Annotated in this window: 20 protein-coding genes (1 of these 20 cut by a window edge); 9 read left to right on the top strand and 11 right to left on the bottom strand. The window is 73.2% G+C overall.

The window, feature by feature from the left end:
• Positions 1–23: 23 nt before the first annotated feature.
• The 7 genes from ACFVS9_RS06095 to ACFVS9_RS06065 form a co-directional block, all read right to left on the bottom strand.
• A complete protein-coding gene (locus tag ACFVS9_RS06095) occupies positions 24–959 on the bottom strand; it encodes an SDR family oxidoreductase (RefSeq protein ID WP_389930421.1) in 936 nt (311 codons plus the stop codon).
• 165 nt (positions 960–1,124) lie between these two features.
• Entirely contained in the window at positions 1,125–2,900 is a 1,776-nt protein-coding gene (locus ACFVS9_RS06090) for a CocE/NonD family hydrolase (RefSeq protein WP_389930419.1), read from the bottom strand.
• A gap of 18 nt (positions 2,901–2,918) precedes the next feature.
• Positions 2,919–3,863 carry an MBL fold metallo-hydrolase gene (locus ACFVS9_RS06085; protein ID WP_389930416.1) on the bottom strand — a complete coding sequence of 315 codons (945 nt, stop codon included), beginning with the start codon at positions 3,861–3,863 and terminating at the stop codon, positions 2,919–2,921.
• A gap of 455 nt (positions 3,864–4,318) precedes the next feature.
• Positions 4,319–5,242, bottom strand: coding sequence for an alpha/beta hydrolase (locus ACFVS9_RS06080; protein WP_389930414.1), 924 nt, complete (start codon positions 5,240–5,242; stop codon positions 4,319–4,321).
• Between the two features lie 5 nt (positions 5,243–5,247).
• Complete coding sequence (locus tag ACFVS9_RS06075; RefSeq protein WP_389930411.1) at positions 5,248–6,366, bottom strand: FAD-dependent oxidoreductase; 1,119 nt, start codon at positions 6,364–6,366, stop codon at positions 5,248–5,250.
• An 11-nt stretch (positions 6,367–6,377) separates the two neighbouring features.
• Entirely contained in the window at positions 6,378–7,331 is a 954-nt protein-coding gene (locus ACFVS9_RS06070; RefSeq protein WP_389930409.1) for a phosphotriesterase, read from the bottom strand.
• Positions 7,332–7,380: 49 nt separating this feature from the next.
• Positions 7,381–8,355, bottom strand: a complete 975-nt coding sequence (locus ACFVS9_RS06065; protein WP_389930406.1) for a phosphotriesterase — start codon at positions 8,353–8,355, stop codon at positions 7,381–7,383.
• Positions 8,356–8,621: 266 nt separating this feature from the next.
• Between ACFVS9_RS06065 and ACFVS9_RS06060 the strand changes: the two genes are divergently transcribed.
• The 4 genes from ACFVS9_RS06060 to ACFVS9_RS06045 are packed head-to-tail and all read left to right on the top strand — an operon-like array spanning position 8,622 to position 12,049.
• The gene (locus ACFVS9_RS06060) at positions 8,622–9,794 is read left to right on the top strand and encodes a cytochrome P450 (RefSeq protein ID WP_389930404.1); all 1,173 of its coding nucleotides are present in this window, start codon (positions 8,622–8,624) and stop codon (positions 9,792–9,794) included.
• On the top strand, positions 9,791–9,979 hold the full coding sequence (locus ACFVS9_RS06055; protein ID WP_383115346.1) for a ferredoxin: 189 nt from the start codon (positions 9,791–9,793) through the stop codon (positions 9,977–9,979). The genes ACFVS9_RS06060 and ACFVS9_RS06055 overlap by 4 nt, the downstream gene beginning before the upstream one ends.
• Entirely contained in the window at positions 9,976–11,118 is a 1,143-nt protein-coding gene (locus ACFVS9_RS06050; protein ID WP_389930400.1) for an NAD(P)/FAD-dependent oxidoreductase, read from the top strand. Before ACFVS9_RS06055 ends, ACFVS9_RS06050 begins: the two co-directional genes overlap by 4 nt.
• Positions 11,119–11,128: 10 nt before the next feature.
• A complete protein-coding gene (locus ACFVS9_RS06045; RefSeq protein WP_389930398.1) occupies positions 11,129–12,049 on the top strand; it encodes a LysR family transcriptional regulator in 921 nt (306 codons plus the stop codon).
• A gap of 110 nt (positions 12,050–12,159) precedes the next feature.
• On the opposite strand, the gene ACFVS9_RS06040 is transcribed toward ACFVS9_RS06045, so the two are convergent.
• Positions 12,160–12,768, bottom strand: coding sequence for a TetR/AcrR family transcriptional regulator (locus ACFVS9_RS06040; protein ID WP_389930395.1), 609 nt, complete (start codon positions 12,766–12,768; stop codon positions 12,160–12,162).
• Positions 12,769–13,101: 333 nt separating this feature from the next.
• Here ACFVS9_RS06040 and ACFVS9_RS06035 point away from each other — a divergent pair, with 333 nt between their 5' ends.
• Positions 13,102–14,739, top strand: coding sequence for an MFS transporter (locus ACFVS9_RS06035; protein ID WP_389930393.1), 1,638 nt, complete (start codon positions 13,102–13,104; stop codon positions 14,737–14,739).
• 94 nt (positions 14,740–14,833) lie between these two features.
• Here the strand turns inward: ACFVS9_RS06035 and ACFVS9_RS06030 are convergent, their stop codons facing one another.
• Positions 14,834–15,610, bottom strand: a complete 777-nt coding sequence (locus tag ACFVS9_RS06030) for an IclR family transcriptional regulator (protein WP_389930390.1) — start codon at positions 15,608–15,610, stop codon at positions 14,834–14,836.
• Positions 15,611–15,681: 71 nt separating this feature from the next.
• Here ACFVS9_RS06030 and ACFVS9_RS06025 point away from each other — a divergent pair, with 71 nt between their 5' ends.
• From ACFVS9_RS06025 to ACFVS9_RS06010, 4 genes are read left to right on the top strand one after another with little or no spacing between them, the layout of a single operon-like run.
• Positions 15,682–16,842 carry a cupin domain-containing protein gene (locus ACFVS9_RS06025; RefSeq protein ID WP_389930388.1) on the top strand — a complete coding sequence of 387 codons (1,161 nt, stop codon included), beginning with the start codon at positions 15,682–15,684 and terminating at the stop codon, positions 16,840–16,842.
• Between the two features lies 1 nt (position 16,843).
• Complete coding sequence (locus tag ACFVS9_RS06020; protein ID WP_389930385.1) at positions 16,844–17,671, top strand: fumarylacetoacetate hydrolase family protein; 828 nt, start codon at positions 16,844–16,846, stop codon at positions 17,669–17,671.
• A complete protein-coding gene (locus ACFVS9_RS06015) occupies positions 17,668–18,300 on the top strand; it encodes a maleylpyruvate isomerase N-terminal domain-containing protein (RefSeq protein WP_389930383.1) in 633 nt (210 codons plus the stop codon). Before ACFVS9_RS06020 ends, ACFVS9_RS06015 begins: the two co-directional genes overlap by 4 nt.
• Before the next feature lie 11 nt (positions 18,301–18,311).
• The gene (locus ACFVS9_RS06010; protein WP_389930380.1) at positions 18,312–19,577 is read left to right on the top strand and encodes an FAD-dependent oxidoreductase; all 1,266 of its coding nucleotides are present in this window, start codon (positions 18,312–18,314) and stop codon (positions 19,575–19,577) included.
• 102 nt (positions 19,578–19,679) lie between these two features.
• On the opposite strand, the gene ACFVS9_RS06005 is transcribed toward ACFVS9_RS06010, so the two are convergent.
• A complete protein-coding gene (locus tag ACFVS9_RS06005) occupies positions 19,680–20,270 on the bottom strand; it encodes a type VII secretion system-associated protein (protein ID WP_389930378.1) in 591 nt (196 codons plus the stop codon).
• On the bottom strand, positions 20,263–26,654 hold the 3' portion of the coding sequence (locus ACFVS9_RS06000; protein ID WP_389930375.1) for a lonely Cys domain-containing protein. It continues 20,902 nt past the right edge of the window; only the last 6,392 of its 27,294 coding nucleotides appear in the window; the start codon falls outside the window, past its right edge — the gene reads right to left on this strand; its stop codon occupies positions 20,263–20,265. The genes ACFVS9_RS06005 and ACFVS9_RS06000 overlap by 8 nt, the downstream gene beginning before the upstream one ends.

Raw genomic sequence — 26,654 nt, 5'->3', positions numbered from 1 at the left:
CGTACGGCCGTGAGCGGCGGGCGTCACCGGTAGCCGGTGCCGTCCGCCGGCTTGCCGGCGGCTTCGACCTCGACGAGGTAGCGCCAGCAGTCGGGCCGTGAGCCGTCGAGGTCGGTGAACCCGTACTCCTGGGCGGCCTGCCCGCTGGACAGCGACCGGCCGTTCCAGCGGGCGACGTCCGGGTCGCCGGCCAGTGCGGCCACCGCCCGGCCGACGTACGCCGGGCTCTCCGAGACGCAGAAGTGCGGCACGGTGGCCAGCGCGTCACGCCAGGTGTCCTCGGTGACACCGAACGCGTCGAGCATCATCTCCGAGCGCATCCATCCCGGGGTGAGCGCCACCGCCGTCCCGCCGTACGGCTCCAGCTCGTGCGCGAGCACGAACGCCGTGCGCAGCACGCTGTTCTTGGCCAGGTCGTAGAAGTACGAGTTGCGGTAGTGCTCGCTGTTGTACGCGGACGTCCCGTCGGTCATCTCGACGACGAGGCCGCCCCGCCGGCGCACGAGCAGCGGCAGGACGAAGTGACTGGTGATCGCGTGGGTGTCCACGCCGAGCCGGAGCAGTCGCAGCCCGTCGTCGAGGTCGTGCTCCCACACCGGCCGGTCGAACGCGAACAGCTTCTCCCCGCCCCAGATGTCGTTGACCAGGACGTCCAGCCCTCCCTGCTCGGCGTCGATGCGCTCGGCCAGGGCACGGACCTGTGCGGGCACCAGGTGGTCGGTCGGCACCGCGATGCCGGTTCCGCCCGCCTCGGTGACGCGTTCGGCGGTCTCCTCGATCGTCTCGGGCCGGTCGTACTCCGAGCGCCGTTCCCGTGTCGTGCGTCCGGTGACGTAGACCGTCGCACCGGCGGCACCGAGCTGGACGGCGATGCCGCGTCCGGCTCCGCGCGTGGCCCCCGCGACGAGCGCGACCTTCCCGCCGAGGCCGGGTGCCGGTGTGCCGGGTGTGAGTCCCATGGAGTTCCCTGTCTGTCGCACGGCGTGGTCCGCGTCCGTGCGGGACGCGGACCGTTGAACCCCATGCTCGACGCGAATCCCGACACCTTGTGTCGTGATTGTTCACGGCCTCGCGGAAGCCACCCGAAAGGCCGCCCCGGCGGCGGGGCGGCCATGACGCGTGGGTCAGGAACCGTGGGGGCTCTCCCCTCCGCCGCCGCCCGGCCGTGCCGCGTCCGCGGCGGCGACCTCGGTGAACGGCAGCACGAGCCGGGACGGGTGGAGGGCGTCACGGTAGATCTTGTGCGTGACGGGGCGGCCCACCGGGAGGTGGAAGGCGTCGGGCGGCAGCAGCGCGTTGTGCTCGTCGGCGAGCGGCTCGGCGTTGGAGAGCTCCACCACCAGCCTGTGTCCCGGCAGGAACGTCGCGCCGAACGGGTAGACGCGCAGCACGTACTCCTCGATCGTCCCCGGCTCGACCGGCACCGCCCGGGTGTGCGGGTGGCGGGGGTCGCCCTCCGTGGTGCGTTCCTCGTCGAGCTCTCGGTGCGACGCCTTGAGGTAGGCCGTCGTGACGAGGCGGCGCCCGCCGTCCGGGGCCGCGTCCCACAGGCGCAGGATGAAGTTCGTGTCGGGCTGGTCGATCTCCGCGAACAGGTGCGCCGCGCCCTGTCCGATCATCTCGGTGGGTACGGTGAACGGGGCGGTGCTCCAGCTGAGCGTCTGCACGGTGTCGGTCACCGTGAGCGGCGCCTGGTAGAAGCCGTCGGGTGCGGCGTGCTCGGCGCCCATGAGTTCGGGCTCGGGGGACAGCGCGTGGCGCGGGCGCAGGTAGAGCGCCCTGTGCTCCACCTTCTTCGGCGGCCACTGCGCGCCGGTGACGGTCTCGCGTGAGCCCTCGACGTGGATGCTGACGGCCGGTTCGTCCATGATCCCGTTGTCGATGCCCTTGAGCCAGTACTCGTACCAGCGGAACATCTTGTCGTGCTCCTCGATGAAGGGGCGCGACTGCATCGGCGGGTAGGGGCCGATGTCGAGTTTCTTCGGGCCCTTCAGCGCGTCGTAGAGCTCGATGGTGCCGTCCATCGTCCACCCGCGGCCCTGGTCGATCTGGAGCCAGACGGGAATGTCGACGCGGGGTGCGAGGGTGACCGGGTTGCGCTCCTCGTACCACTCGCCGTCGACCTCGTTCATCACGATGTCGAACCAGGCCTCGTGGTTCTTCGGGTAGTTCAGCACGTGGACCAGGTTGGGCCAGGCGGCGACATCCGGGTCCCGGAGGCGCTCGGCCACCCGTTCCCTGATCTCCTCGGGCGAAAAGGTCTCCAGCATGCGGGACTTGACGCCGTCGGTGAAGGCCCAGCCGGAGTCGCCGCCGCGCCCCTCGCGGGCGGCGCGCGGCATGAACCACATGACGCCGCCGTGGTAGGTGGTCTCGTAGAAGTCGTAGTGGCCGCCGCTGACGAAGATCGCCTTGAGGCTCGGCGGCCGCTCGGCCGCCGCGAGCACCTGCATCGAGCCGAAGTAACTGATGCCGATCATCCCGACGTTGCCGTCGCACCACGGCTGCGCCGCGACCCACTCGATGAAGTCGTACGCGTCCTGGCCGAGCGGGACGCCGCCGGCGTTGTAGTTGCCGATGTGCTCGCCCTCGGAGGCGCCGGAGCCGCGGAGGTCACCGATGACGTGGACGTACTCCTCCTCCACCACGCGCGCGATGTCACCGGCCTCGATGCAGCCGTCCCACATCGGGCTGGGGCGCCGCTGCGGCGGGGTGGTGAGGGCGAGGGCCTGGAGTTCCTTGCCGTACGGGCTGAGTGCCACGAGCGCCGGACGCGGCTTGTCGTCGACGCCGCTGTAGGTGTCGGCCGCCAGCATGACGCCGTCGCGCATCGGCACCCGGAGGTCCTTGCGGACGGCGATCTCCTGCCTGCCCGCCCGGATCGTCTGGAAGTCGGTCATGAGTACGAAGCTCCTGTACTACGAGGTCTGGTCGTGCTGCGTGCGGTAGCCGTGCATCGTGGTGAGGAACGGCGAGGGTTCGAGCGTGGGGTCGCCGGTGTAGCCGAGTGCCCCGGCGGCGGGGGCGAACGGCGAGTACGGGGAGTCCGTCTCCTGGAGGCCGGACCGCAGGCAGTCGCAGGCCGCCGCACCCGCCCGGGCCTCGATGGCGAGGCTCTGGTCGATGGCCTCCCGGGCCTGCGCGGCGTCGAGCTCGACGCCGTACGGGGTGCCGTCGGCGCGGCGGTAGGGGTGCCCGAGGTACAGGTGCCGGGGCCGGACCTCGTCACGCAGGTACTCCAGCCCGGCGCGGTAGGCGGCCGGGTCCGTGTAGCCGGGGAAGCCGTTGGCCGCTCCGTGGACCTGCACGGCGTCGCCGGTGAACACCGAGCGCTGGCCGTCGATGACGTAGGCGACCGATCCGGGCGTGTGCCCCGGGACCGGGTGCACCGAGACCTCGACACCGCCGCCGAGGGAGAGGGTCTCGCCACCCCTGACGAGCAGGGTGGGCTCCATCTCGCCGGAGATGACGGCGTGTGTGGCGGCCGTCACCCTCGCCTCGCCGTCGGGATCGCCCAGGTACTGTCCGCGCCCCGCGAGGTATTCGTCCACGTGGGCGCGCCGGGAACGGAGCATCGGTGCGTCGGCCTCGTGGATCACCACCTGGGCCCGCCGGCCCGTGAGCTCCCACAGGGCGTGCGCCCCGCCGATGTGGTCGATGTGACCGTGGGTCAGCAGGATCCACCGCACGTCCTCGATGCGGCGCCCGATGGCCTCCAGGGCGGGGATCATGCCGTCGGCGGGTGAGGAGGCGATCCCGGTGTCGACGACGGCGGGCTCGGGTGCGTCGATGAAGAAGCTGTAGAGGCCGAACCGGCCCCACGGCGAGACCAGGGGGTGGACGTTGACTGCGTGCGGCGTCATGACTCTCTTTCCGAACTCGTGCGTGGGGCCGGACCGTGCGGGGGCCGGTCCTGTACGTGAGGCCGGGCCCGTGCGTGGGCCGGACCCGTGCGTGGGCCGGTCCTGTACCGGGGACCGGTCCTGTACGTGGGCCGGTCCTGTACGTGGACGGATCCAGTAGTGAGGCCGAACCCACACGTGGACCGAACCGAACCCGTACGTGGGACCGGACCCGTGCGTCGCCGGACCCTCCCTGAGGCTGAACCCACACGTGGGCCGAACCCGTACATGGGCCCGAACCCGTGCGTGAGGCTGAACCCACACGTGGGCCGAACCCGTACATGGGCCCGAACTCGTGCGTGAGGCTGAACCACACGTGGGCCGAACCCGTGCGTGGACCGGCCCGGTGCGTGGGCCCGGACCCGTACATGGACCTGACCCGTACGTCGAACGGATCCGTGCGACGACCGCCCCGTTCAGTTCCGGCGGAGGAAGTCGCGCGTCTCCTCGAAGACCCGGTGGTACTCCGGGATCCAGGAGAAGTGCTGCACGAACCCGTGGCCCGCGCCCGCGTACCGGCTGACCGCCGCCCGGACGCCGGCCTCGCGCAGCCGCCGGCCGTAGAGCTCGCCCTCGTCCCGCAGGGGGTCGTACTCCCCGGTGACGACCAGGGCGGGCGGGAGTCCGGTGAGGTCCGTCCGCTTCAGGGGCGACACAAGAGGGTCGGCGGGATCGGCGCCGCTGCCGGTGTAGAAGGCGTTGAAGGGTTTCAGCCCCGCCGTCTCCAGGCCGTAGCCCACGGCGTTCTCCCGCAGCGAGGCGTACCGGCCGGTGTCGAAGTCCAGGTCGAGCGAGGGGTAGTAGAGGATCTGGTGCGTGATCCGGTCGAAGCCGTCGTCGTGCGCCATGGCCGCGACCGCCGCCGCGAAGGTGCCGCCGGAGCTGTCACCGGCGACGGCGAGCGTCGTGCCGCCCCGGGCGGGGCTCCCGCCCTCCTCGGCCACCCAGCGGACGACCCCGTAGCAGTCGGCCAGACCGGCGGGGAAGGCGGACTCGGGTGCCAGGCGGTAGCCGACGGAGACCACCTTGAGGCCCGTCTCCTTCGCCAGCGAGCGCGCGACGTGGTCGTGCGTCCCCAGGCTGCCGAGGAAGAACGCACCGCCGTGGAAGTAGACGATCACGCCGTCGCCGCCGGCCTCGGCCGGTGTGTAGATCCGTACCGGTACGTCTCCCGACGCGGTCCGCGCGGTGACGTCCTCCACCGCGTGCAGCGGCAGGCGTTCGGCGGGAGGGGCGACGTGCGCCTCGTCCGCGGCGCGCAGGGCGACCGGGTCGAGCGGGCCCTCGGGCGGGGCCGGGAGGCCTGCGACGAACGCGGCGATCTCGGGGTGCAGCGGCATGTGTCCTACTCCTGCGGGGCGGCGGCGGACGCGGGCTTCTGGCCGGGGAAGACCTCGTGGATCTCCTCCTCCGTCCACCCCTGGCGGGAGATGCGCTGCAACTCGTCGGTCACCGGCTTGCGGGTGGCCTGGAACAGCGCCAGCGCCTCCTTCACGGAGTCCGCGCGGCGCAGGGCGTCGGCGAGCGCTCCGGCGTCCTCGATGGCGGAGTTCGCGCCCTGGCCCTGGTGGTGCAGCATCGAGTGGGCGGCGTCGCCCACGAGGACGACGGAGTCCGTGTGCCAGGTGTCGACCGGGTCGATGTCGTAGACGGCGCGGATGTTCACGGTGTTCATGTCGAGGTCCCGGGTGATGTTCACGAGGCGCTCGTCGAAGCCCTCCACCGTGGCCAGCAGGGCGTCCTTGGTGACCTGCGGTGCCCAGGTGCCGTCCGGGCACAGGGCGGTGACGTCGAACGACACCTGGTTGCGGTGGCGCAGCGGCAGCAGGTAGATCTTCGTGCCCCGGCCGATGTACATCCGCAGGTTGTCGTCGACGACCATCCCGTAGGCGTCGTCGACGTCGATCACCGTGCGGTAGGCGTGCTCCCCGGAGAACACGGGAGCCTTGTCGGTGAACAGCTCGCGGCGCACCACCGACTTGATGCCGTCGCCGCCGACCACGAGGTCGGCCTCGGCGGTCCTGCCGTCGGCGAAGGTGAGGACGGCGCTGTCGCCCTTGTCCTGGACGGTCTCCAGCTTGTGGCCGAGGTGCACCATGCCCTCGGGGAGGACGCCGAGGAGTGCGTCGATGAAGTCGCCGCGGTGGATGAGGTGGGTGTGGGTCTGCTCGCCCGCGGCCGGCCACGCCTCCTTCATCATCCGCTCCCCCGTGGCGGTGAGGATCTCGAAGTAGTCGCTGGGCGAGCTGACCTTCGCGACGGCGTCGAAGATCCCCCACTCGCGGAACCGGTTCATGGTGGAGGGGCGCAGGCCGATACCGGCGCCGACCTCGCCGATCCGGCCCGCCTGCTCGTAGACGTCGACGTCCGCGCCGAGGAGGCTGAGGGCCTTGGCCGCCGCCGCGCCGCCGTACCCCGCTCCGACGATGGCGATCTTCAGGTTCTTCAGGTCCGAGAGGTGCATGGTGTTTCTCTCTACTTCTGGATGGTGAGGAAGCCGGCCGGGTTGTCGACGAAGATCGTCTTGATGGCGGCCTCGTCGAGACCGGCCGCGCGGAGGTCCGGGATGAGGTCCTCGAAGATGTAGTTGACGGTGTGGCCCTTCACGCCCGGCCAGCCCAGCGGGCTGCAGTTGGCGTCGGCGGAGGCGAGGACCTGGGTGATCCGGCCGTCGCCGATGAACCGGAGGAAGTGGTCCAGCCGCTCCTTGCGGGGGCGGGCCCAGAACGGCGGGTCGGGCAGCTCCGTCTCGTAGCCGAAGGTGTCGAAGCCGATGCGTCCGCCCTGCTCGGCGATCCAGACGTCGCGCGTCCTGTCGGCGTTCACCCCGTCGTCGACGTGGCCGAACAGGACGCGGTCCAGGGGCAGTCCCTCCTCGGCGAAGATCGCGATGGCGTTCTCGGCGTCGATCGCGAGGTGCGTGAGGATCGGTACGCCCGTGAGGAGCGAGGCGCGGGCGGCGGCGCGGTAGATGCGCTTGTCCAGGTCCGTCATGCGGCCGCCGCGGCTCACGCCGACCTTGATGACCCCGGCGAGGCCGTCCGTGCCGCCGATCCCGACGGTGATCTCGTGGACGAACTGCCGTGTCAGGTAGTCCACTTCGGCCCGCGCGAAGTGCGGGAGGGCGGTGTCGCCGCCGACGAAGCCGGTGCAGGCGACGATGTGCACGCCGGTCTTCGCGGAGAGCGACCTGTAGTGGTCGATGTCGCGGCCGTTGCAGATCCCGGTCGCGTCGACGAAGGTGCCGCCGCCGTGCTCGTGGAAGCGGCGCAGCTTCGGGACGGTCTCCTCGTGCCGCTGCTCGGGGGTCTTCCACCACTTCGTGTCCAGCTCGGAGCCGGGCATGCCGTAGCCGATGTGCTCGTGGACGGCCACGAGACCCAGCTCCTCGGCCGGGATCGGTCCCAGGACGGTGTTCACTCTCGACACAACACTCACCTTTGAGAAAGAGACTTGACGGTCGTTCGCACCGGCGCGCTCAGCGCACCGACAGGAGGTCGCGCGGGTTCCCGACGAGAATCCGCCGCGTGTCCGCCTCGCTGAGCCCCTGCGCCTCCAGGAGCGGGACGAAGATGGTCAGGACGTAGCTGTAGGGCAGGTCGTTGCCGGTGTGGCCCTTCGCCACCCCGGTGGCGTTGCCGGAGAGCAGGATCCGGTCGCGGAAGCCGGCCCGTACGAGCTCGGCGGCCAGGGCGGCGCGCTCGGCGTCACCGATGTGGGTCCCGTCGTCCACGCCGACGTGGTCGAGGGCGACGTAGGCGCCGCGGCGGGCGATCTCGGCGGGCGCCCCGGCGGCGACGGCGTCCGCGCGGTCGAGCCCGGCGACGACGACACGGCCGGCCGGCAGCTTCTCGTCCAGGGCGATCCCGAGGTCGTGGACGGCGTCGCTGCCGTGGCGGACGGAGAGGGCGACGCCGGTGTTCAGGGCGGTGCGCGCCGCGCCGCGGAGCAGGCTCTCGTCGGTCGCGGTCATGCCCCCGGCGGACACGGCGGTGGCCACCAGCCCGGCGGGGCCCCGCCGTTCCACGCGCGGGACCACCATGCCCTCGGTGACCTCCGCGGTGAAGAGGCCGGCGAACTTCTCGGCGGGCCACGGCGTCGGCGGGTCGGTCTGCGGCGTGAGGAAGTAACCGCCGAGCAGTTCCTCCGGGCCCTGTCCGGTCGACGCGACGATGTGTACGCCGGTCGTGCGCGAGAGGCTCTCGTACAGCCGGACGTCGCGGCCGTGGAACATGCCGGTGCTGTCGACGATCGTGCCGCCGCCGTGGGCCCGGAAGTCCTTCAGCTTCGCGGCGAGGGTCTCGAAGATCTCCGCGCGGTCGATGGTGACGTCGAAGGCGTGCTCAGCGCCCGGAAACACGGACAGCAGTGCCTCGTGGACCGAGACGACCCCCAGGTCCCCGGCCGGCACCGGGCCCAGGACGGTGTTCACGGTGGTGCTCTTGACGCTCATGCCTTGCCCTCACGTGTCCGAGTGGGGTGCTCAGCACCCTGTGGCCGCAGCCACGGTAGCCATTCGGTTTACACGACGTCAATGAATTGGACACTGGGAAAAAATATTGAACTAGGCATGATGTGAGCATCTCGGGACGAGCGCGCGGCAACCGCCGACAGGCCCGCTGACCAGGCGGTCCGGGGTGCGGACATGCATCGGATGCATGACGCCTCATACGAATCATTCACTTGTTGGATGTGAGCCCGGACACTTCACTGGGGGCCATGACCACGCCACCCACCTCCGGGATCGACCTCTTCGCCGACGAGGTCCTGCTCGACCCGTATCCCGTCTACGCCGCACTGCGCGAGCAGGGCCCCGTCGTCCACCTCCCGGCCAACGACGTCTTCGCGCTGACGCGGTACGACGCCATCCGCGGCGCGCTGGCGGACTGGGAGTCCTTCTCCTCGGCCTCGATCGGCTTCAACCCGGCGGCCAACGAAGCGCTGGCCGGCACCTCGCTCGCGTCCGACCCACCGGTGCACACCCGGCTGCGCGCCACGCTCAGCGAGAACCTCTCACCGCGCGCGCTGCGCGGCCTGAAGCCGAGGATCGAGGCGAAGGCGGACGCGGTCGTCGCGGCGCTCGTCGAACAGGGCGGCTTCGAGGCGATCGACGCGCTCGCCCGGGCGCTTCCGCTGGAGGTCGTCGCGGACCTGATCGGCTTCACGGGCCACGCGCGCGACAACATGCTGCGCTGGGGCCAGGCCGCCATGGAGGTCATCGGCCCGATGAACCGGCGCACGGCGGAGAGCTTCCCGGTGGCCGGCGAGCTCTACGCGTGGTGCTCCCAGGTCGGAGCGGCCGATCTGGCCGAAGGGTCCGTGGGCCGCGCCATCTTCGAGGCCGAGGCACGGGGCGCCGTTCCGCCGGGCGCGGCCGGGCACATCATCCACCAGTACCTCGGCGCCGGCGTCGACACCACCGTGGCGGCGATCGGCAACATCGTGGCCCTCCTCGGCTCGCACCCCGGCCAGCTCGCCCTGATCCGCGACGACCCGTCACTGGTGCCCGCCGCGTTCAACGAGGTACTGCGCTACTGGGCCCCCGTGCACGCCTGGGGCCGGCGCGCCACCCGGGACGTCGAGATCGACGGGGCCGTCATCCCGGCGGGCGCGCAGATCGCGATCCTGTTCGGCGCGGGCAACCGCGACCCCCGGCACTACGAGAACCCCGACGCCTTCCTCGTCACCCGCAACCCGGTCGACCACCTCTCCTTCGGCTACGGCCCGCACGGCTGCGCCGGACAGGGGCTCGCCCGGCTGGAGGCCCACGCCGTGATCGAGGCGCTGGCACGGCGCGTCGAGCGCCTGGTCGTCGGACCCGAGGTACGCGTTCCCGGCAACATCACCCGGAGCATCGAGGAGCTCCCCGTCCTGGAGGTGATCGCGGCATGAGGATCACTCTCGACCGCCCCCGCTGCGAGGGCCACGGCCTCTGCGAGGAGGCCGCCCCGCAGCTCATGCACCTCGACGACGAGGGCGAACTCGTCCTGGACCGCGAGGAGATCGGCGAAGCGGACGCCGCCCTGGCGAACGCCGCCGTCCGCGTGTGTCCCGTCGCCGCGCTGAGGGTCGCATGAGCGGGGCCACGATGAAGCGTGTCGTCGTGGTCGGCAACGGGATCGCCGGACTCACCGCCGCCGACACGCTCCGCGAGGCGGGCTTCGACGGCGAACTCACCATCGTGGGCGACGAACCGCACCCGGCGTACAGCCGCCCGGCGCTGTCGAAGGCGCTGCTGCTCGACGGCGACGGCCCTCCGGCGCACGGACTCCCGCCGGCCGGCCACGGGGCGGCCGAGCTCCTGGGCGTACGCGCGACCGCACTCGACCCCGGCCGCCGGTCCGTCACGCTCGACGACGGTACGGCCCTGCCGTACGACGGCCTCGTGCTCGCCACCGGCTCCCGGGCCCGGAGGCTGTCCGCCCTTCCCGGGGAGCACACCCTGCGGGGGCTCGACGACGCGCTGGCCCTGCGCGGCCGGCTGGCCGGCCGGCCGTCGGTCGTCGTGGTCGGCGGCGGTCCGCTCGGCATGGAGATGGCGTCCGGCTGCCTGGCCGCCGGCTGCCGGGTCACCGTCGTCTCCCAGGGGCCGCCGCTGGTCGCCCGGCTCGGCTCCCACCTCGCCGGTGTCCTCGTCCGGGCCGGGCGCGAACGCGGGCTCACCGTCGTGGAGACGCGGTCCGCGCGGCTGGAACGCAGCGGGGAGTCCGCACGGGTCGTCCTGGAGGAGGGTACGGCTCTCGACGCGGAGCTCGTCCTGACCGCCGTCGGCGACGTCCCCAACACGGAGTGGCTCGCGGACACGGGGCTCGTGGCGGGGGGCGCCGTGCCGGTCGGCCCACGCGGTCTCGTACGCCCCGGCATCGCGGCCGTGGGCGACCTCGCGGCGTTCCCCACCGCGCGCGGTCTGCGCCGCGTCCCCCTGTGGAGCAGCGCGATCGAGCAGGCGAAGACCGCCGCGAGGGCACTGGTCCACGGCGACGCCGCGCCCCCGCTCCGGTTCCAGCCCTACTTCTGGACCGAGCAGTTCGGGCTCTCCCTCAAGGCCGCGGGCTCCCTGCCGCCGTCGGGGGAACCGGTGTACGTCGACGGAGGACCCGGCGGCGGGCCGGCGCTGATGCGCTGGCAGCACCCGGACGGGACCGCCGTGGCCGCCGCGCTCGACTACCGGATCCCGGTGCCCCGGCTGCGCCGCATGACCGGGACCGCGGCATAGGGTTCGCGCCATGGACGACGAAGAGGGCGCCAGGGGTTCGGGGCTGGACCGGCTGGCGTCGGTCGACCTCAACCTGCTGGTGCCGCTCCTCGCCCTCCTGGAGGAGGGTTCGGTGACCCGGGCGGCGGAGCGGGTCGGCCTCTCGCAGCCGGCGATGAGCCACGCCCTGACCCGCATGCGGCGGCTGCTGGGGGACGACCTCGTCGTCCGGCAGGGCAGCGGCGTCACCCCGACCCCGCGCGGGCTGGAGCTGATCGCACCGCTGCGCAGCGCCCTGCGGCTGGCCGCGCACCTCGTGGACTTCCCCTGCTTCGACCCCGCCACGGACCGGCGCGTGATCACGGTCGCCATGACGAACAGCACGGCGTTCGTCATCGGCCCCCGGCTCACGCGGCTCGTCGCCGAACGCGCCCCCCACGCCACCCTGCGCGTGCGGACGATCACGGTGCCGACGGAGGCCACCTTCACCGACCAGGGGGTCGATGTCGTCCTGATCTCGGAGGGCCACTTCTCGCCGCACCCGCGCGAGCGCCTGTACAACGACCGCTGTGTGGTGGTGGCATCACACAGCGCGCCGGCGGAGGCGAGCGCGCTGGACCTCCTGACCACGCAGCCGCACATCGTCGTCGACACCGAACGGCGGGTCTTCCCCTACTCGGTGCTGGAGGAGGAGGGCGTCCCCTACCGTGTCGGCCTGCTGATCTCCGACTTCCTGCTGGTCCCGTTCCTGGTGGCGCGGGCAGGCGGTGTCGCCCTCCTCCGGCACCAGGTGGCCGCCGCCATGCGGGCCCTCTCCGACCTGCGGATCGAGGAGTTCCCGTTCCCGCTCCCCGGGCTCGGGATCGACATGGTGTGGAACCCGCGGCTGGCCGACCAGGACTTCATCGCGTGGCTCCGGACGCTGCTGCTCGACGCCGCACGGTCCCTCTGACGCCGCTCGGGGCGGCACGGGCCCCACGGCGGACGGATGCGGCGCCTCGGTATCGGCGCCGGGCGTCCGGCCCGGCCGCCGGGCGGTCCTGGCGGGGCGGGCCGCCCGGATCAGGTCAGCAACCGCACCCAGCTGGCGCCGAGTTCGTCGAGCATCTGGTCACGGGTGAGCTTCCAGTCGGAGCCGTCCCAGTTCTGGGCGACGAAGTCGAGCTGGGCCATCGCGAGTACCCCCCGGAAGTGACGCTGGTGGGGCTCCAGGCGCCCGGCCGCCTCCAGCCCGTCCTCGATGTCGCCGATGGCCTCCTCCATCCAGCGCTCGACCAGGTCGGTGAGTTCCGGATCGATCACCGCGGCGTCGCGGCCGACCCGGATGATCGGGCGGATGGCGGGCCAGTTGTCGGCGGTGCGCCGCAGCCACGCCATGATCGCCTCCGGCGTCCCGTCGGCGACGGTGGCGACGAGGTCCCGCGCCGTCGAGCCGTGCTCCTGGGAACGGACGCGCTGCAACGCCTCGTTGAGCCGCTCGTCGATGAGCGCCTTCATCAGCTCGCTGCGGGAGGGGAAGTACGCGTAGAAGGTCACGCGGGTGGTGCCCGCCGCGGTGGCGATGTCGTCCACCGTGGTGGCGGCGTACCCCTTCGTCTTGAAGAGTTCGAGTCCTGACTCCAGCAGCAGACGGCGCGTCATCTGCTTCTGTGCCTCACGAAGGTTCGCCATGCCCGGATCCTAACGCGCGACTGTACGCCGAGCGCACATACCGGCCTCACGTGATACGTAGCACAAATACACTTTACGCCTTGTAAAGCAAAAGGCCCACGAGGGGCGGAGCTCACCGCAGGACAGGGCGACCTTTCTCCTTACGGTCACTCGATTCACTTTAGGGCACGCACAAACCATTGACGCGACGTAAAGCAAATGTCATTCTCCACGGCATCACGCCCGCCTCGCGTCGTGCCCCGCTCCCCCACCGCGCACGCAGAGCCGGGCCCTTCCGTCCCACAGGGCCCAGTCCTCCGGGACGCCCGTCCTTCCCAGCCAGGGAGCACAACCATGACGCTCGACAACGGGACGACGACGTCCCTGAGCCCCACCGCGGGGGGCGCCCGGACACCGGGCTACGCGGGAACGCTGGCTGCCGCCTGCTGCGCGGTGTTCGTGGCCCAGGTCGCGAACGCGCTGCCGGCCTCGCTCAACGGACTCTTCCAGCAGGACCTGAACACCCACGGTTCCCAGCTCACCTGGATCACGGCGGCGTTCATGATCTCCGTGGTCTGCTTCGAATTCACCTTCGGTGTCCTCGGGGACCTCTTCGGACGCAGGCGGCTGATCACGGCCGGCACGGCCCTGGTCGCCGCGGGCAGCACCGTGGCCGCTCTCGCGCCGTCCGTACAGGTGCTGTGGATCGGCGCGGCACTGAACGGACTGGGCGCCGGCGCGATGTTCCCCGGCTCGCTCACCGCGATCACCTCCGTCACCCGCACCTCGCGCGAGCGGGCCCACTCCGTGGCCGTCTGGAGCGGATTCCTCTCCGCCGGCGCCGCCGTCTCGCCCCTGCTGGGAGGGGTGTTCGCCAGGGTCGGGTCGTGGCGCGGCTCGTTCTGGGTGCTCGTGGGCCTCGCACTGGTCAGCATGGTGCTGACCCTGACGCTGGCGGCGGAGTCGACGTCGCCCGCGGGCCGCCGGCTCGACGTGCCCGGCCAGATCACGTTCGCCATCGGCCTGGTCCTCGTGCTGTACGGCGCCGTCGAGGGGCCCGAGTCGGGCTGGACCACCCTGCCGGTCATCCTCGCCTTCCTGCTCGGTACGTGCTTCCTCGCCGGGTTCGTCGTGGTGGAACTCGGGGCCGAGTCACCGATCTTCGACCTGGCCCTGTTCCGCAACCGGGCCTTCGCCGTGTCGTCCGCCGTCGCCGTCATCGGCATGCTCGCCTTCCTCGGCGCCTGCTTCGCGACGAGCATGTGGCTGGGCCCCGCGCAGCACCAGGACCCGATCCGCGTCGCGGTCCCCTTCCTGCTCCTCCAGGGCCCCGCCTTCGTCCTGATCCCGGTCGTCTCACGCCTGCTGCACCGGGTCGCCCCGACCTGGCTGCTGACCACGGGATTCGCCCTGATGGCGGTCGGCTGCCTGCTCTGCACCCGGCTGGACGTCCACGACCCGGGCCTCGGCGCGTTCGTCGCGCCCGCCCTGCTGATCGGCATCGGCTTCGCCCTCACGGTCAGTTCGGTGACGGCGGTGGCGCTGAACAGCGTGCCGCCGAACCTGGCGGGCATGGCCAGTGCCACCACGAACATGCTGCGCGACCTGGGCTTCGCCCTCGGCCCCGTCGTGGTGGGCGCGGTCGCCCTGAGCAAGGCGGGGTCGGCGTTCGCGGCGAACCTCTCGGGCGCCGACCTGCCGGCCGGTCAGCTCGCGGCGGCACGGGAGGTCGCCGGCGCGGGCGGCCCCATCGCCGTGAACAGCCTCCCGCCCGGCGCGCCGGGGTCGGCGGCGCACGGCCTCGCCCTGGACGCCCTGGGCACGGGCTTCAGCACCGCCTTCCTGGTGTGCGGTGCGGCCGCCGCCGTCGCCGCGGCGCTCACGGCCTTCGGCATGATCGGGGTACGCGCCCACCGTCACGCCGGGGACGAGGCGCCCGTACCGTCGCCGTCCGGACGCGACGGCGGGCGGGAGACGCTCCCCACCGCCTGACCGTCCCGCCTCACCCCGTTCCCCGTGCGGGGCGCGGCACCGGCCGCCCCGGCCGGTACCCGCCCCGACGGGCGCGGCGGCGCGGGCCGCGTGGTCACCGCTGCTCGGCGAGGTCCTCCTCCACCGCGTGGGCCGCGGCCCGAAGCACGCCGACCAGGGACTGGAGACGGTGCGGGTCGTAGCGCACGCCGGGCAGGGACACCGACAGGCCCGCCACAGCCGTGCCGTCCCGGTCGTGCACCGGCACCCCCACGGCGACGAGCCCGCGCTCGGAACGCCCCTGGTTGACGGCGAAGCCGTCACGCCGCAGGCGCCCGAGCTCGGCCCGCAGCCGGGGGAGGTCGGGGAGGTCCTCGGGACGGTCCTGGTACCGCTCGGCGCCGTAGAGCTCGTCCAGTGCGTCGCCGGACAGCGGGGCGAGCAGCAGCAGCCCGGCCGTCGTGCGGTGCGCCGGGAACACCATCCCCTCCCGGGAACCGACCCGCAGCGCCTGCCCGCACTCGACGCTCGCGATGAACCGGGCCGTGTCCCCGGTGCGCACGGTCAGGTTCGCGGTCTCGTCGAGGAGGTCGACGACCCGGCGGAGATGGGGCAGGGCGACGGCACGCAGCCGCGACACCAGCGACTGGGAGTGTGCGGCGAGTTCCAGCACGGGCCCCGCGCGGTAGCCGCGGTTCTCGTCCTGCACGGCGAAGTCGCGGTAGACGAGCATGGCCAGGATCCGGTGGGCGGTCGACCTGGCGACGCCCAGCCGCTCGGCGATCCGCGCCACGGTCGTGCCTCCCTCCATCTGAAGGATGATCGCGGCGCGCAGGGCGTGGTCCACGCTGGCGATGGGGTAGGGCGGCGGCGTCTTGAGCTGTTTGTCCATGGCCTGACTCCAGAATTCTGCTCTCCAGAATCCCCATGTTCCCATGGGCGGGACGATGCACGCTGAGACGCGTGACTACCTCACCCCTCCCCCAGCGCTCCGCCACGGATTCCCCGGTCCGGCTCCACGCCCTCCCCGGTGAGGGGCGGCCCCGGGTCACCCCCGCCCTCGAAGCGCTCTACCGGGGCTTCGAGCAGGAGCTGCTCGTCCCGCTGTGGACCGAGATCGGCGATCTGATGCCCGCCCACCCGCGCTCGCACGCCGTACCGCACGTGTGGCGCTGGGAGCGGCTGCGGGAGCTGGCCGCCGAGGCCGGCGACCTGGTGCCGGTCGGCCGCGGCGGCGAGCGGCGCGCCATCGCGCTCGCCAACCCCGCCCTCGGCGGGCGGCCGTTCGCCACCCCGACCCTGTGGGCGGCCATCCAGTACCTGATGCCGGGTGAGGACGCCCCGGAACACCGGCACACCCAGCACGCCTTCCGGTTCGTCGTCGAGGGCTCGGGGGTGTGGACGGTCGTGGGCGGCGACCCCGTACCGATGAACCGCGGTGACTTCCTCCCGCAGGCGGGCTGGAACTGGCACGCCCACCACAACGCGGCCTCCGAGCCGATGGCCTGGATCGACGGCCTGGACATCCCCTTCCAGTACGTCACCGAGGCGCAGTTCTTCGAGTTCGGCCGCGACGGGATCAGCGACGCCGAGCGCACGACACCGGAACGCTCGCGCTCCGAGCGCCTGTGGGGCCACCCCGGGCTGCGCCCCCTGTCGGCCGCCCCGGTCACGCCGGGAAGCCCACTGCTCTCCTACAAGTGGGAGTACACCAACGCCGCCCTGGCCGACCAGCTCCTGCTGGAGAGGGAGGGCTTCGGCGGCACGGCCGGGCCCGGCCACGCCGCGGTGCGCTACACCGACCCGCACGACGGCTCGGACGTCCTGCCGACGCTCCGGGCCGAGTTCCACCGCGTCGTGCGCGGCGCCGAGACCGCGCCGGTGCGCGAGACCGGCTCGTCGGTCTACCAGGTCTTCGACGGATCCGGCGTGGTGACCGTCGGGGACCGGTCCTGGACGGTCACCCGCGGCGATCTGTTCGCCGTCCCGTCCTGGGAGCCGTTCTCGGCACGCTCCGAGGCCGGTACGACCGACTCCGACGAGGGCGGCCTCGACCTCTTCCGCTTCTCCGACGCGCCCGTCTTCGAGGCGCTCAAGCTCAACCGCACCCAGAAGGACGTCTGACATGAAGCTCGCCACCATCCGCACCGCCCACGGGACCCGCGCGGTCCGTCTCGACGGTGAGGTCCTCGTCGACCTCGGGTACGCCGACCTGGGCGAGCTGTTCGCCGAGGCCGACTGGCGGGACAGGGCCGCCACCGCCTCCGGCACCGCCTACCCGGCCGCTGAGGCGGACTTCGCGCCGGTCGTCCCCCGCCCGTCCAAGGTCGTCTGCGTCGGCCACAACTACACCGGCCACATCAAGGAGATGGGCCGGGACCTGCCCGACCACCCCACGCTCTTCCCGAAGTTCGCCGAGACGCTGCTGGGCGCGAACGACGACATCGTCAGGCCGGCCGAGACCGAGGCGTTCGACTGGGAGGTCGAACTGGCCGTCGTGATCGGCGCGCAGGTGCGCCGCGCCGATGACGAGCAGGCCGCCGGCGCCATCGCCGGCTTCACCGTCATGAACGACGCCTCCCTGCGCGACTGGCAGTTCCGCACCGTCGAGTGGACCCAGGGCAAGATCTGGGAGGCCACCACCCCGGTCGGTCCGTACGTCGTCACCCCCGACGAGGTCGGCGGCGTCCGCCCGGCACTGGAGGTCAGGACGCTCGTCGACGGCCGGGTCATGCAGCGGGACGACACCAGCACGCTGCTCTTCGACCCGGTCTTCCTGGTCCGGTACATCTCCACCGCCATCACCCTGAACCCGGGCGACATCATCGCCACCGGCACCCCGGCCGGTGTGGGCAACGCCCGCGATCCCAAGGTCTTCCTCCTCCCCGGCCAGCGGGTGACCACCGAGATCTCCGGCATCGGCGCGTGCAGCAACCGGGTGGTCGCGGCATGACGGGCGGCACCCGGACCCTCGCCGAAGCGCGCGGGTGGGCCCGCACGGGCACACGCCTGGTGCTCGACGCGGTCGCGGACCTCGACGAGGCCGGCTTCCGCGCCGCCGTCGTCCTGCCGGGCTGGACCCGCAAGCACCTCGCCGCGCATGTCGCCGCCAACGCGGACGCGCTGGGCCGTCTGGTGCACTGGGCGGCCACCGGCGAGGAGACACCGATGTACGCATCGGCGGACGAGCGGGCCGCAGGCATCGCCAGGGGCCCGGACCTCTCCGCCGACGAGCTCCGCGACTGGCTGACGGCCTCCTCCCGGAAGCTGGCCGCGGGGCTCGACGGGCTGACCGAGAAGCAGTGGCGGGCCCAGGTCGTGACCGCCCAGGGCCGTACGGTCCCCGCCTCCGAACTGCCCTGGATGCGCTCCCGCGAGGTCTGCGTCCACGCGGTCGACCTCGGTACGGGCGTCTCCTTCGCCGATCTCCCGCCCGGCTTCCTGACCGCTCTGACCGACGAGATCAGCACCGGGCGCCGGCTGGACGAGCTGCCCGAGGGCCCTCCCCCGGAGATCGCCGCATGGCTGGCCGGCCGGCCCCACACCCTCGTCGACGCACCCCCGCTCGGCCCGTGGCTCTGAGGAGAAGGAACATGTCCCACCCTGATGTGATCATCGCCGGCGGCGGTATAGGCGGCCTCGGCGCGGCGTTCTCACTGAGCCGCCGGGGCCTGGGGGTCCGTGTGCTGGAGAGCGCCCCGGCCTTCGGCGAGGTGGGTGCCGGCATCCAGCTGGCCCCCAACTGCACCCGGATCCTCGACGACTACGGCCTCCTGGAGGAGGCCAGGAGCCTCGGCGTCGTACCGGACGCCATGGTGATGCGGGACGCCGTCGACGGCGGCGAGCTGACCCGGCTGGACCTGCGCGACCTGGAGAAGCGCTACGGCCACCCGTACCTGGTGATCCACCGCAGCGACCTGCACGCACTGCTGCTGCGCGCCTGCGAGCGCGCGGGCGTGGAGCTGATCACCGGCGCGCGGGTGGTGTCGTACGAGAACTCCGGTGACGGGGCCCGCGCCGTGCTCGGCTCGGGTGAGGTCCACGAGGCCGGCCTGGTCATCGCGGCGGACGGCCTGCACTCGGCGGCGCGCAAGCTGCTCGTCGACGACGAGCCCGTCTCCTCGGCGTACGTCGCCTACCGCGGCACGGTGCCCGCCGGGCTGCCCCGGGCCCAGGGCGTCGACCTCGGCGAGGTCGTGGTGTACGTCGGCCCGTCCTGCCACTTCGTCCACTACGGCCTGCGCGGCGGCGAACTCCTCAACCAGGTCGCCGTCTTCGAGTCCCCCAAGGCCCTCGCCGGCCAGGAGGACTGGGGCACCCCGGACGAGCTGGACGAGGCCTTCGCCCGGACCTGCGGCTTCGTCCAGGAGGGCCTGCCCTTCATGTGGCGGGACAAGTGGTGGCGGATGTTCGACCGCGAACCGGTCATGCACTGGGTCCACGGCAGGATCGCGCTGCTCGGGGACTCCGCGCACCCCCCGTTGCAGTACATCGCGCAGGGCGCGGTCATGGCGATCGAGGACGGCTGGGTGCTGGGCGAGCACGTCGGCCGCAACCGCGGCGCCGACGGCACCGTCGACTGGGACGCGGCCCTCTTCGCGTACGAGGCGGTGCGCCCGGAGCACTGCCGCCGGGTGCTCACCACGTCCCGCTCGTGGGGCGAGCTGTGGCACCTCGACGGTGTCGCCCGCGAGCAGCGCGACGCGCTGCTGCGCGCCCGCGACACCTACGACTACGCGTTCGTGGACTGGCTGTACGGCCCGACCGCCCTGACCGTGGACGAGGAGCCCCCGATGTTCACCCCGGTCCCGCTGTCCTCGGCGGACACCGGAGCGGGGGCGGGTGCGCGGGAGGCGTAGGCGGCACGGGGTGAACGGCGCGAGCGGCAGCCGTCCGCGCGGGGCGGCCCGCTTTCCCCTGCGGGAGCGGGCCGACGCAGTCCCCCTCTCCCGGACGGCCGTTCACGACGGCGCGTGCAGCGCCTCCGCGAGCCCGTCGGTGGCCAGCACCAGGCCGGCCGGGGCGGAGCTGTTGAGGTACAGGCCGTGGCCCGGGGGGATCCGGCCGAGGAGGTCCGCGACCGGCAGCCGTTCGAACCCCAGCCGCCCGGCGGCCCGGAGGTACTGGGGGGAGGTGTAGACCGGGACCACCGGCGTGCCGTCGGGGGCGGACGCGCTCACCGGCTCGCCGTCCGCCGTGACCAGCACCGCGACCTCGGCCCCGGCCAGGGCGGTGGTGACGTCCTCCGCGGGTCCGTACCCGGTGGTGGCGAGCTGCACGGCGCGGTCCACGTCGTCGGCGGGCTCGGGCCACCCCAGCGCCTCGGGCGACGGACGGTGGTCCGGGTTGTCCTCCCACTCGACGATCCGGCCCCCGGAGTCCGACCGCCACTGGCCGACCACGGCCCAGGACGGCGGAGGCCCCTCCCCCCGCCAGCCGGGATCGGCCAGGTAGAGCCAGTGGTCGGGCGCCAGCCTGGCGGCCTCGACGAACTCCTCGGGCGGGGCGGGGTCCAGGGGCGCGACGGGGTTCCCCGCACCGGTCTCACTCATCGTTTCCTCGCTTGCTGGGGGTGTCCGGGCCGGCCGTGCGGAACGCCTCGCCGTCCGGCACGGGCGGTGCGAAGTGCGGGTTCATCACGTACGCCCCGACCGGTATGCCGTACGCCATCGGCTGCGCGCCCCGGATGTAGCGGCGGTCGACGCCTCCGGGGAAGAGCACCTCCTCCTGGTCGGGGAAGGGCGACGCCAGGCCGAGGGTGGCGTTCACGTCGATGCCGCCGGGGACCTGGAGGTCGTAGCGCCAGCGGTAGCGGTGGTGCAGGGCGCCGGCGCCCATCGGGTTCGCGCGGGCGCTGTCGCGCACGTAGTCGCGGTTCGCGGTCGCGCTCGCGAAGACGGTGTCCGGGACCTGGGCACTGCCCCCGTAGACGTGGTCGATGAGGTGCACCATGTCGGAGCCGTACGGCATGAGCCCGTCGCGGAAGATCCGCTCGGGCCCGTCGGGGCTGAAGCGGTACAGCGGGCCGTCGTGGTCGCGCCACAGCGCCTCGGGGAGCGTGCTGCCCGCCAGCGCGGACGGGTCCGCGGCGACGGTGGCCGGAGCGACGGCCGGGACGGGGCTCACCGGGCCGGTGGCGGGCCAGCCGGCCGGGACGGCGGAGGGGTCCGTCGCGTCCGTGCCGAGCGGCACCGTCAGGAGGCGGGAGGAGGCGACGAGTCCGCGGCCGGGCAGGTACCAGTCCCACGCCGGACCCTCCGCGTGCAACCGCCCGGACATGTCGGTGACCCGCCCGGCGGAGGGCCCGTCGGGGGTGTACTCGCCGCGCAGGCCGAGCGACGGCACCTCGGCCACGAACACGTGGAAGTCCGGGTCGTCCTGGCCGTAACCCCACACCGTGTACCGGTCGGTGGACACGGCCACCGGGAACTCGTCCAGCGTCGCCGCGAAGCGCCCGTCGAACCGGCCGTCCGCCGAGTAGGGCAGGGGCCGTCCGGCCGGAGCCGCGGTCTCCCGCCCGGGGCCCGGGGTGCCGGGTCCCGGCGCGGCCGCGAGCGGCGGTTCGACCGGGCGCGGACCCTCCGGGGCCCCGGCCGGGTCCACGGGGCGTGCCTCGCGCCAGTCGGCGGACGTCGGACTGGTCATGGTGGCCAGCGAGTCGGTCAGCGTGGGCATCGGGGAGTCCGCGCCGTCCGGCGTGGAGATCTCCACCGGGAACGGGCTCCACCACACGCTCCGGCCGAGCCGTTGGGCGATCACGTCCGCCACTCCGGGCGCGGGTCCGCCGAGCCCCTCGAGGACCAGCAGGACCGGGGTCTTCAGGGTCAGCTCCCGCAACGAGGCGTCGGAGGCGAGCAGTTCGGCGAACTCCGCTGCGGGGACCCGGTACGACGTGCCGTCGATGCTCACGTCGAGGTGGTCGCTGTCCTCGAAGTCCACGGACGCACGCACCAGGTAGGGGACGGGCTTGTCCTTGCCCGAGGAGTCCTTCCCGGCCCACGGCGCGTCGAAGGTCCCCTCCGGTGCCCGGAACCGCGCCATGTCGGGCAGGAGGACGGTCCCGTCCTTCCAGTCACGGCCGCCGCTGCTCTCGGATCCCGTGCCGGACGGCAGCATGGGCTCGCCGAAGGCACCGCGCTCCCGCAGGTCGTACGCCCCGGCCACGTCGGGGTCGGCCATGTGCCGGCCCACGGCGAAGCCCTCGGTGAGCCGGGTCAGCGCCTCTGCGCGCAGTGCGTCGTTCACCTCGACGGCGGGGTCGAGGTGCAGGGCCCTCGCGGTGAGCGTGTCCGCGTCCGTCCCGGCCGCGTGCAGGGTCTCCTCGGCCCTGACCCTTGCCCAGAACATCCGTGCCCGCTCGGCGGCGCCCACCTCACCGGCGTCGGAGAGGTCCAGCGCGGCGACGGCGGCCTCGTCCACCGCCGCCGTGTCCTGGAGCCATCCGGCGGCCGTGTGCAGCACGGGCAGGTCCGCGAACCCGCTCACGGGCAGCGCCGGACCCGACTGCCAGGCCAGCGCGGCCGCGGCCAGCACGTCCCGGGTGACCTGCCGGCTCACCCCGGACGCGGCCTCCGGGCGCGCGGCGACGACCCGGCGCAGCAGTTCCGTGGAGAAGGGGCCGGTCCGGGCGAGGTCCGGATCGACGTGCCACATGTTGTCGACCGCACCGGCCCCCCGGATCAGCGTCGCGAAGTCGTCGGCGTCCTCCACGTCGTGCCCGAAGAGCATCCGCAGGGCGCGGACCAGGCGCAGCGTCTCCGCCCGCCTGCCGGGTGTGGGATCGCCCTCGAAACCGGCCTCCAGGCCGAGCCGGTCCAGCTCGGCGTCCCCGGGTTCGGGACGGCTGGTCTCCCACCACGTCCGTTGTCCGCGCGCGTCGTTGAAGAGCACGCGCACGTACTCGTCGTCGAGCCGGTGCGGTCCCTGAAGGGAGTAGGACAGCCGCACCGTGCGCCCCGTCACGTTCGCCAGGTGCTGGCCCAGGGAGGCCGCGTCGTCGGCGAGCGGATCGGCGGCGAAGGGGACGGCGAAGGAGGCGCCGAGCTGCGAGAGGTCCTCGGTGGCCGGGTCCCGGAGGGTGGCGGCGCTGCACACCACCAGGTCGATCCAGTGGTCCCTGGGCAGGCTCGACAGGCTCTTGCGCCGCCGCAGCCACTCCCCCGCCTCACGGCGGTCGGCCGTCCTCGACGTCCCGTCGGCCATGGGCAGCGTCAGGCGGCCCGTGGTGCCGTGGCCCGCCAGGAAGTAGGCCTTCTCCTTCGGACCCGGGTCCTCCAGCGGGAAGCGGGGGGAGAACGTGCCCGTGGCGGGGTTGTAGTGGACGTAGGCCGTCATCCGGTCGAGGTGGCTGAAGTTGTCCTCGCGCGAGGAGGCGAGCTCGGCGGGCTCGTGCAGACTGCGGCCGATCTGCTGCCCGGTCAGTGTGCTGACGATGGCCTGGGTCACCACGTCGCGGTGCCAGTCCGGGGCTCCGTCCTCGGGGTCGGGGGCCAGGCCGGGCCCGACCGGGACCCAGGAGCCGTGCGGCAGCCCGTCCCGCCGGATCACGGCGATGGTGCTCTGACCGGCGGCCGGGCCGGGGTGGCGCCGGGCCAGGCCGCTGTGCACCCAGACGGTGTGGCCGGTGCGCTCCGCGAGCTTCCTCGGCAGGTCCAGGTACCGGTCACCGGCGAACGGGACCGCCAGCACGACCGGCGTCGTGACCGGCAGCCCCTCCCGTGCCAGGTCAACGGCGACCAGTTCGGCGAACTCGTCGGCGTCGAGATCCTGCGTCGTCCCGTCGGGCAGCCGCGCCGTGACCATGTCGTGGCGCCCCTCGGCCAGGACGAGGTACGGGGTCTCCTGCCACGGCCAGGGGGAGAGGTCCATGGTTCCCGCGGGGACGAACCCGCCGGCCTGGTCGGGCGTGAGGTCATCGACGTAGAGGCTGCTCAGTTCGGCCACGTCCGGGCCGGTCCAGGTCAGGCCCGGCAGCCGCGTCCCGTTGAGGGAGATGTGCTGGGCGCGGCCGGGAGCGAGCACGCCCTGCTCCTCCAGGTGGAACGCGGTGAGCGTGGCCGCGCCGGACGCCCGGCCGGCCGCGATGGCCCGCTCGACCATCCGGTAGAGGTCCCTGCGCATCTCCGGGTCGACGAGCACGAAGGGTTCCAGGTGGAGGATCCGGCGGGCCACGGCGTCCACGTCGAACCCTCCGGTGCGCAGCGCCCGGTCCGTCCGGCGCAGCGCGTCGAGGGCCTCCACCGCCGCCGCGTGGCCGGGCGACGTGACGGCGATCGTGGCCTGACGCCCCAGGTCCGCGCGGCTGACCTGCTCGGACGAGCCCACGGTGGCGCCCTGGCCGGGCACGTTCGTACGGCCTCGGGAGGTGATCCTGAAGTCCTGCGCGGTCAGCCGCGTGTGTCCCGCGGGCAGGTTCTCCTGGAGGACGCGCAGCGCGTGGTCCAGCTTCCGGACGAACAGCTCGTGCGCGGCCCTCGCACGCAGTTCACCCACCTCGCGGACGGCCTCGGCCCTCTCCTGCGCGGTGCCGCCCCTGCGGGCGTCGGCGCCGTACCCGGCGATGTCGGTCCTCGGCAGCGGCACCCGGGTGCGCCGGTTGCGCAGACCGGCCTTCGCCACCTGGAACGCCAGGCGTTCCAGGCTCTCCGCCGCGTCGGCCGAAGGGCTCGTCTGTTCGCTTCCGAACGTCACGAGGCTCAGCCGGGGCAGTGCGGCGAGCGGCCCGGCCGAGGAGGCGGCCGCCGGTGCGACGAACACGGGCTGTCCGCTGCCCGCGGTCAGTGCCGTCAGGTCCGGGGGGACCGGGGCCGGATCGGTCATGTCCAGGTCGGTCATGTCCAGGTCGGTGAAGCCCGGTCCCGGCATGTCGAAGTCGAAGGTGTCGAGGACGATGCCGTCCAGGACCGACAGGTCCATGTCGTCCATGGACGGCAGATCGAAGCCGGGCATGTCGGCGCCGGTCCCCGACTGGGCCGACGGCAGCGTCCTGTCCGGGGCCGCCGCCTCCGGGCCGGGTACGGTCCAGCGCTGCCGCAGGCCCAGGTCCGAGCGGAGGCCGTCGGCCAGTTCCGCGGCGGACTCCGGGGCGGTCCCGGCGCCGTCGCCCAGCAGGCGGCCGGCGACCCGGCGCACCGCGTCGCGGAAGTCGTCACCGGCGTACCGGGAGTCGGCGAGCACCGCGTGGGGCTCGGCGGGGAGCACCAGCGAGACGGCGGCGGCCCAGGCGCGGGTGGTGTCGGCCTCCGCCGTGGCCTCGGGTGCAGTGCCCGCGAAGCCGGTGTACGCGTCCGCCCACAGCCGCCGTGACGCGTTCGCGGCGGCGGTGTCCAGCGCGGCCGTCCACGCGTCGGGCCGCGCCATCCGCACACGGGCCAGGTCGAGCGGGGACAGCTCGTCCACGGGCAGGCGGCCGTCGCCGCGCACCATCATCTCGGTGCGCTGCCCCTGGGACGGTGTGATGCCCACGGCGCCCAGCTCGTCCAGCCCGACGGTCCCGTCCGTGTCGTGCGCGGGCGGGTCGGGCGGCAGGTCGCCCTCGGTCAGCTGTCCGGCGATCCACCGGCGTCCGTCGTCGTCCCGGGGGACGACCGGGGCGCCGGGACGGCCGGTGTCCCTCGCCGCGCCCAGCGCGCCGGGGGTGACACCCAGGGTCAGCAGGCGCGCCTCGGTGTCCTCCAGCCGTCGGCGGGCCTCGTCGGCCTCGGCCCAGGCTTGCGCCACGGCGTCGGTGTCCCCACCGGCCCGCTCCGTCGCCGCCGCGCCGTCGGCTGCCTCGGCCAGCGCCGCCAGCCCGCGTGCGTGCGTGTCCCAGGCGGCGGTGAGCTCCGCGGTGGCGGAGGAGGGGGCAGGAGCGGCCGGACGGGGCGCCTGCCCGCCGGACGGCACGGTCCGGCGCGTGGTGCCGGGGTCCCGGACCGGGGCCGCCGACTGCGGCAGCGGGGGGTTCGCCCCGGTGGCCGGGCGGTGCGGGAGCACGGCACGGGTGACGCCGCCCCCGCGCGTACCGGTACCGGACCTCTCGTCCAGCTCGTCGAGCAGGGCCTGGGCGTGCTCGTCGGGGAAGAGCCCGTCGCGGGCGACGTTCTCCCGGAGTTCCCGCTCGGTGAGGGGGTGGATGTTCCAGTAACGGCCCCAGTTGTCCGTGTAGTCCAGGGCCGGGTCGTGGCCGGGTGTGTCGTTCAGCGCCAGCTGGGCACCGCGCATCACCTCGTGGACGGTGTGGTGGCCCACCGTCAGCGAGATGGCCAGCATCCCGGCCCGGATCAGTCCGAGGTCGAGGTCGACGCCCCACTGCTCCCGCATCCGGGCCGCCTGGAGCATGAAGCGGTACGTGGATCCCGCGGTACCGGTCGCCACCAGGCCGCCCGAGTCCTCGGAAGTGCCCTGGAAGCCGGTGTCCATCGACAGGTCGTAGACCGCCGACGCCGGCATCCAGCTCAGCCCGGCCTCGCTGACGGCGATCCGGCGTTCGGCCGCGCTCAACGGCGGCCGCGCGGTGTCCGGGTCCGCCGGGGTGACCACCGAGCGCTGGAGCTCGGCGACCGCGGCCTCCTTCTCCGCGAGGGGCATGTCGGACGCCTGGACCTCCATGGCCTTCCGCATGAACTCGGCGTACACCTCCCGCTGGCGCCGGCTCGGGCGCTCCGCGGTGATCTCCGGGTGCATCTCCTCCGCGCCGCCGAGCATCTCGGGAACGAGGTCGCTGGAGATCCCCTCGTACAGCAGGCCCACGAGCTCCCGGAGGTTCCCGCTCCGCACCACGCGCTGGAGCGCCTCGCGGGAGGTGCCGACGACACCCGCCTTGGCCTTGTTGACGTCGCCGAACGTCGCCAGCGCGCGCGGGAACCGGCGGCGGGCCGCCGCCCACGCGGCATTCGCCATCTTCCTGAACTCTTCGGTCACCGCCTCGTGTTCGGCCAGGTACTCGCCCAGCCGGC

This window comes from Streptomyces sp. NPDC058008 (assembly GCF_042886395.1).
In the GTDB taxonomy this organism is placed as follows: Bacteria; Actinomycetota; Actinomycetes; order Streptomycetales; family Streptomycetaceae; genus Streptomyces.
This window is presented reverse-complemented; position numbering and strand designations above follow the sequence as displayed.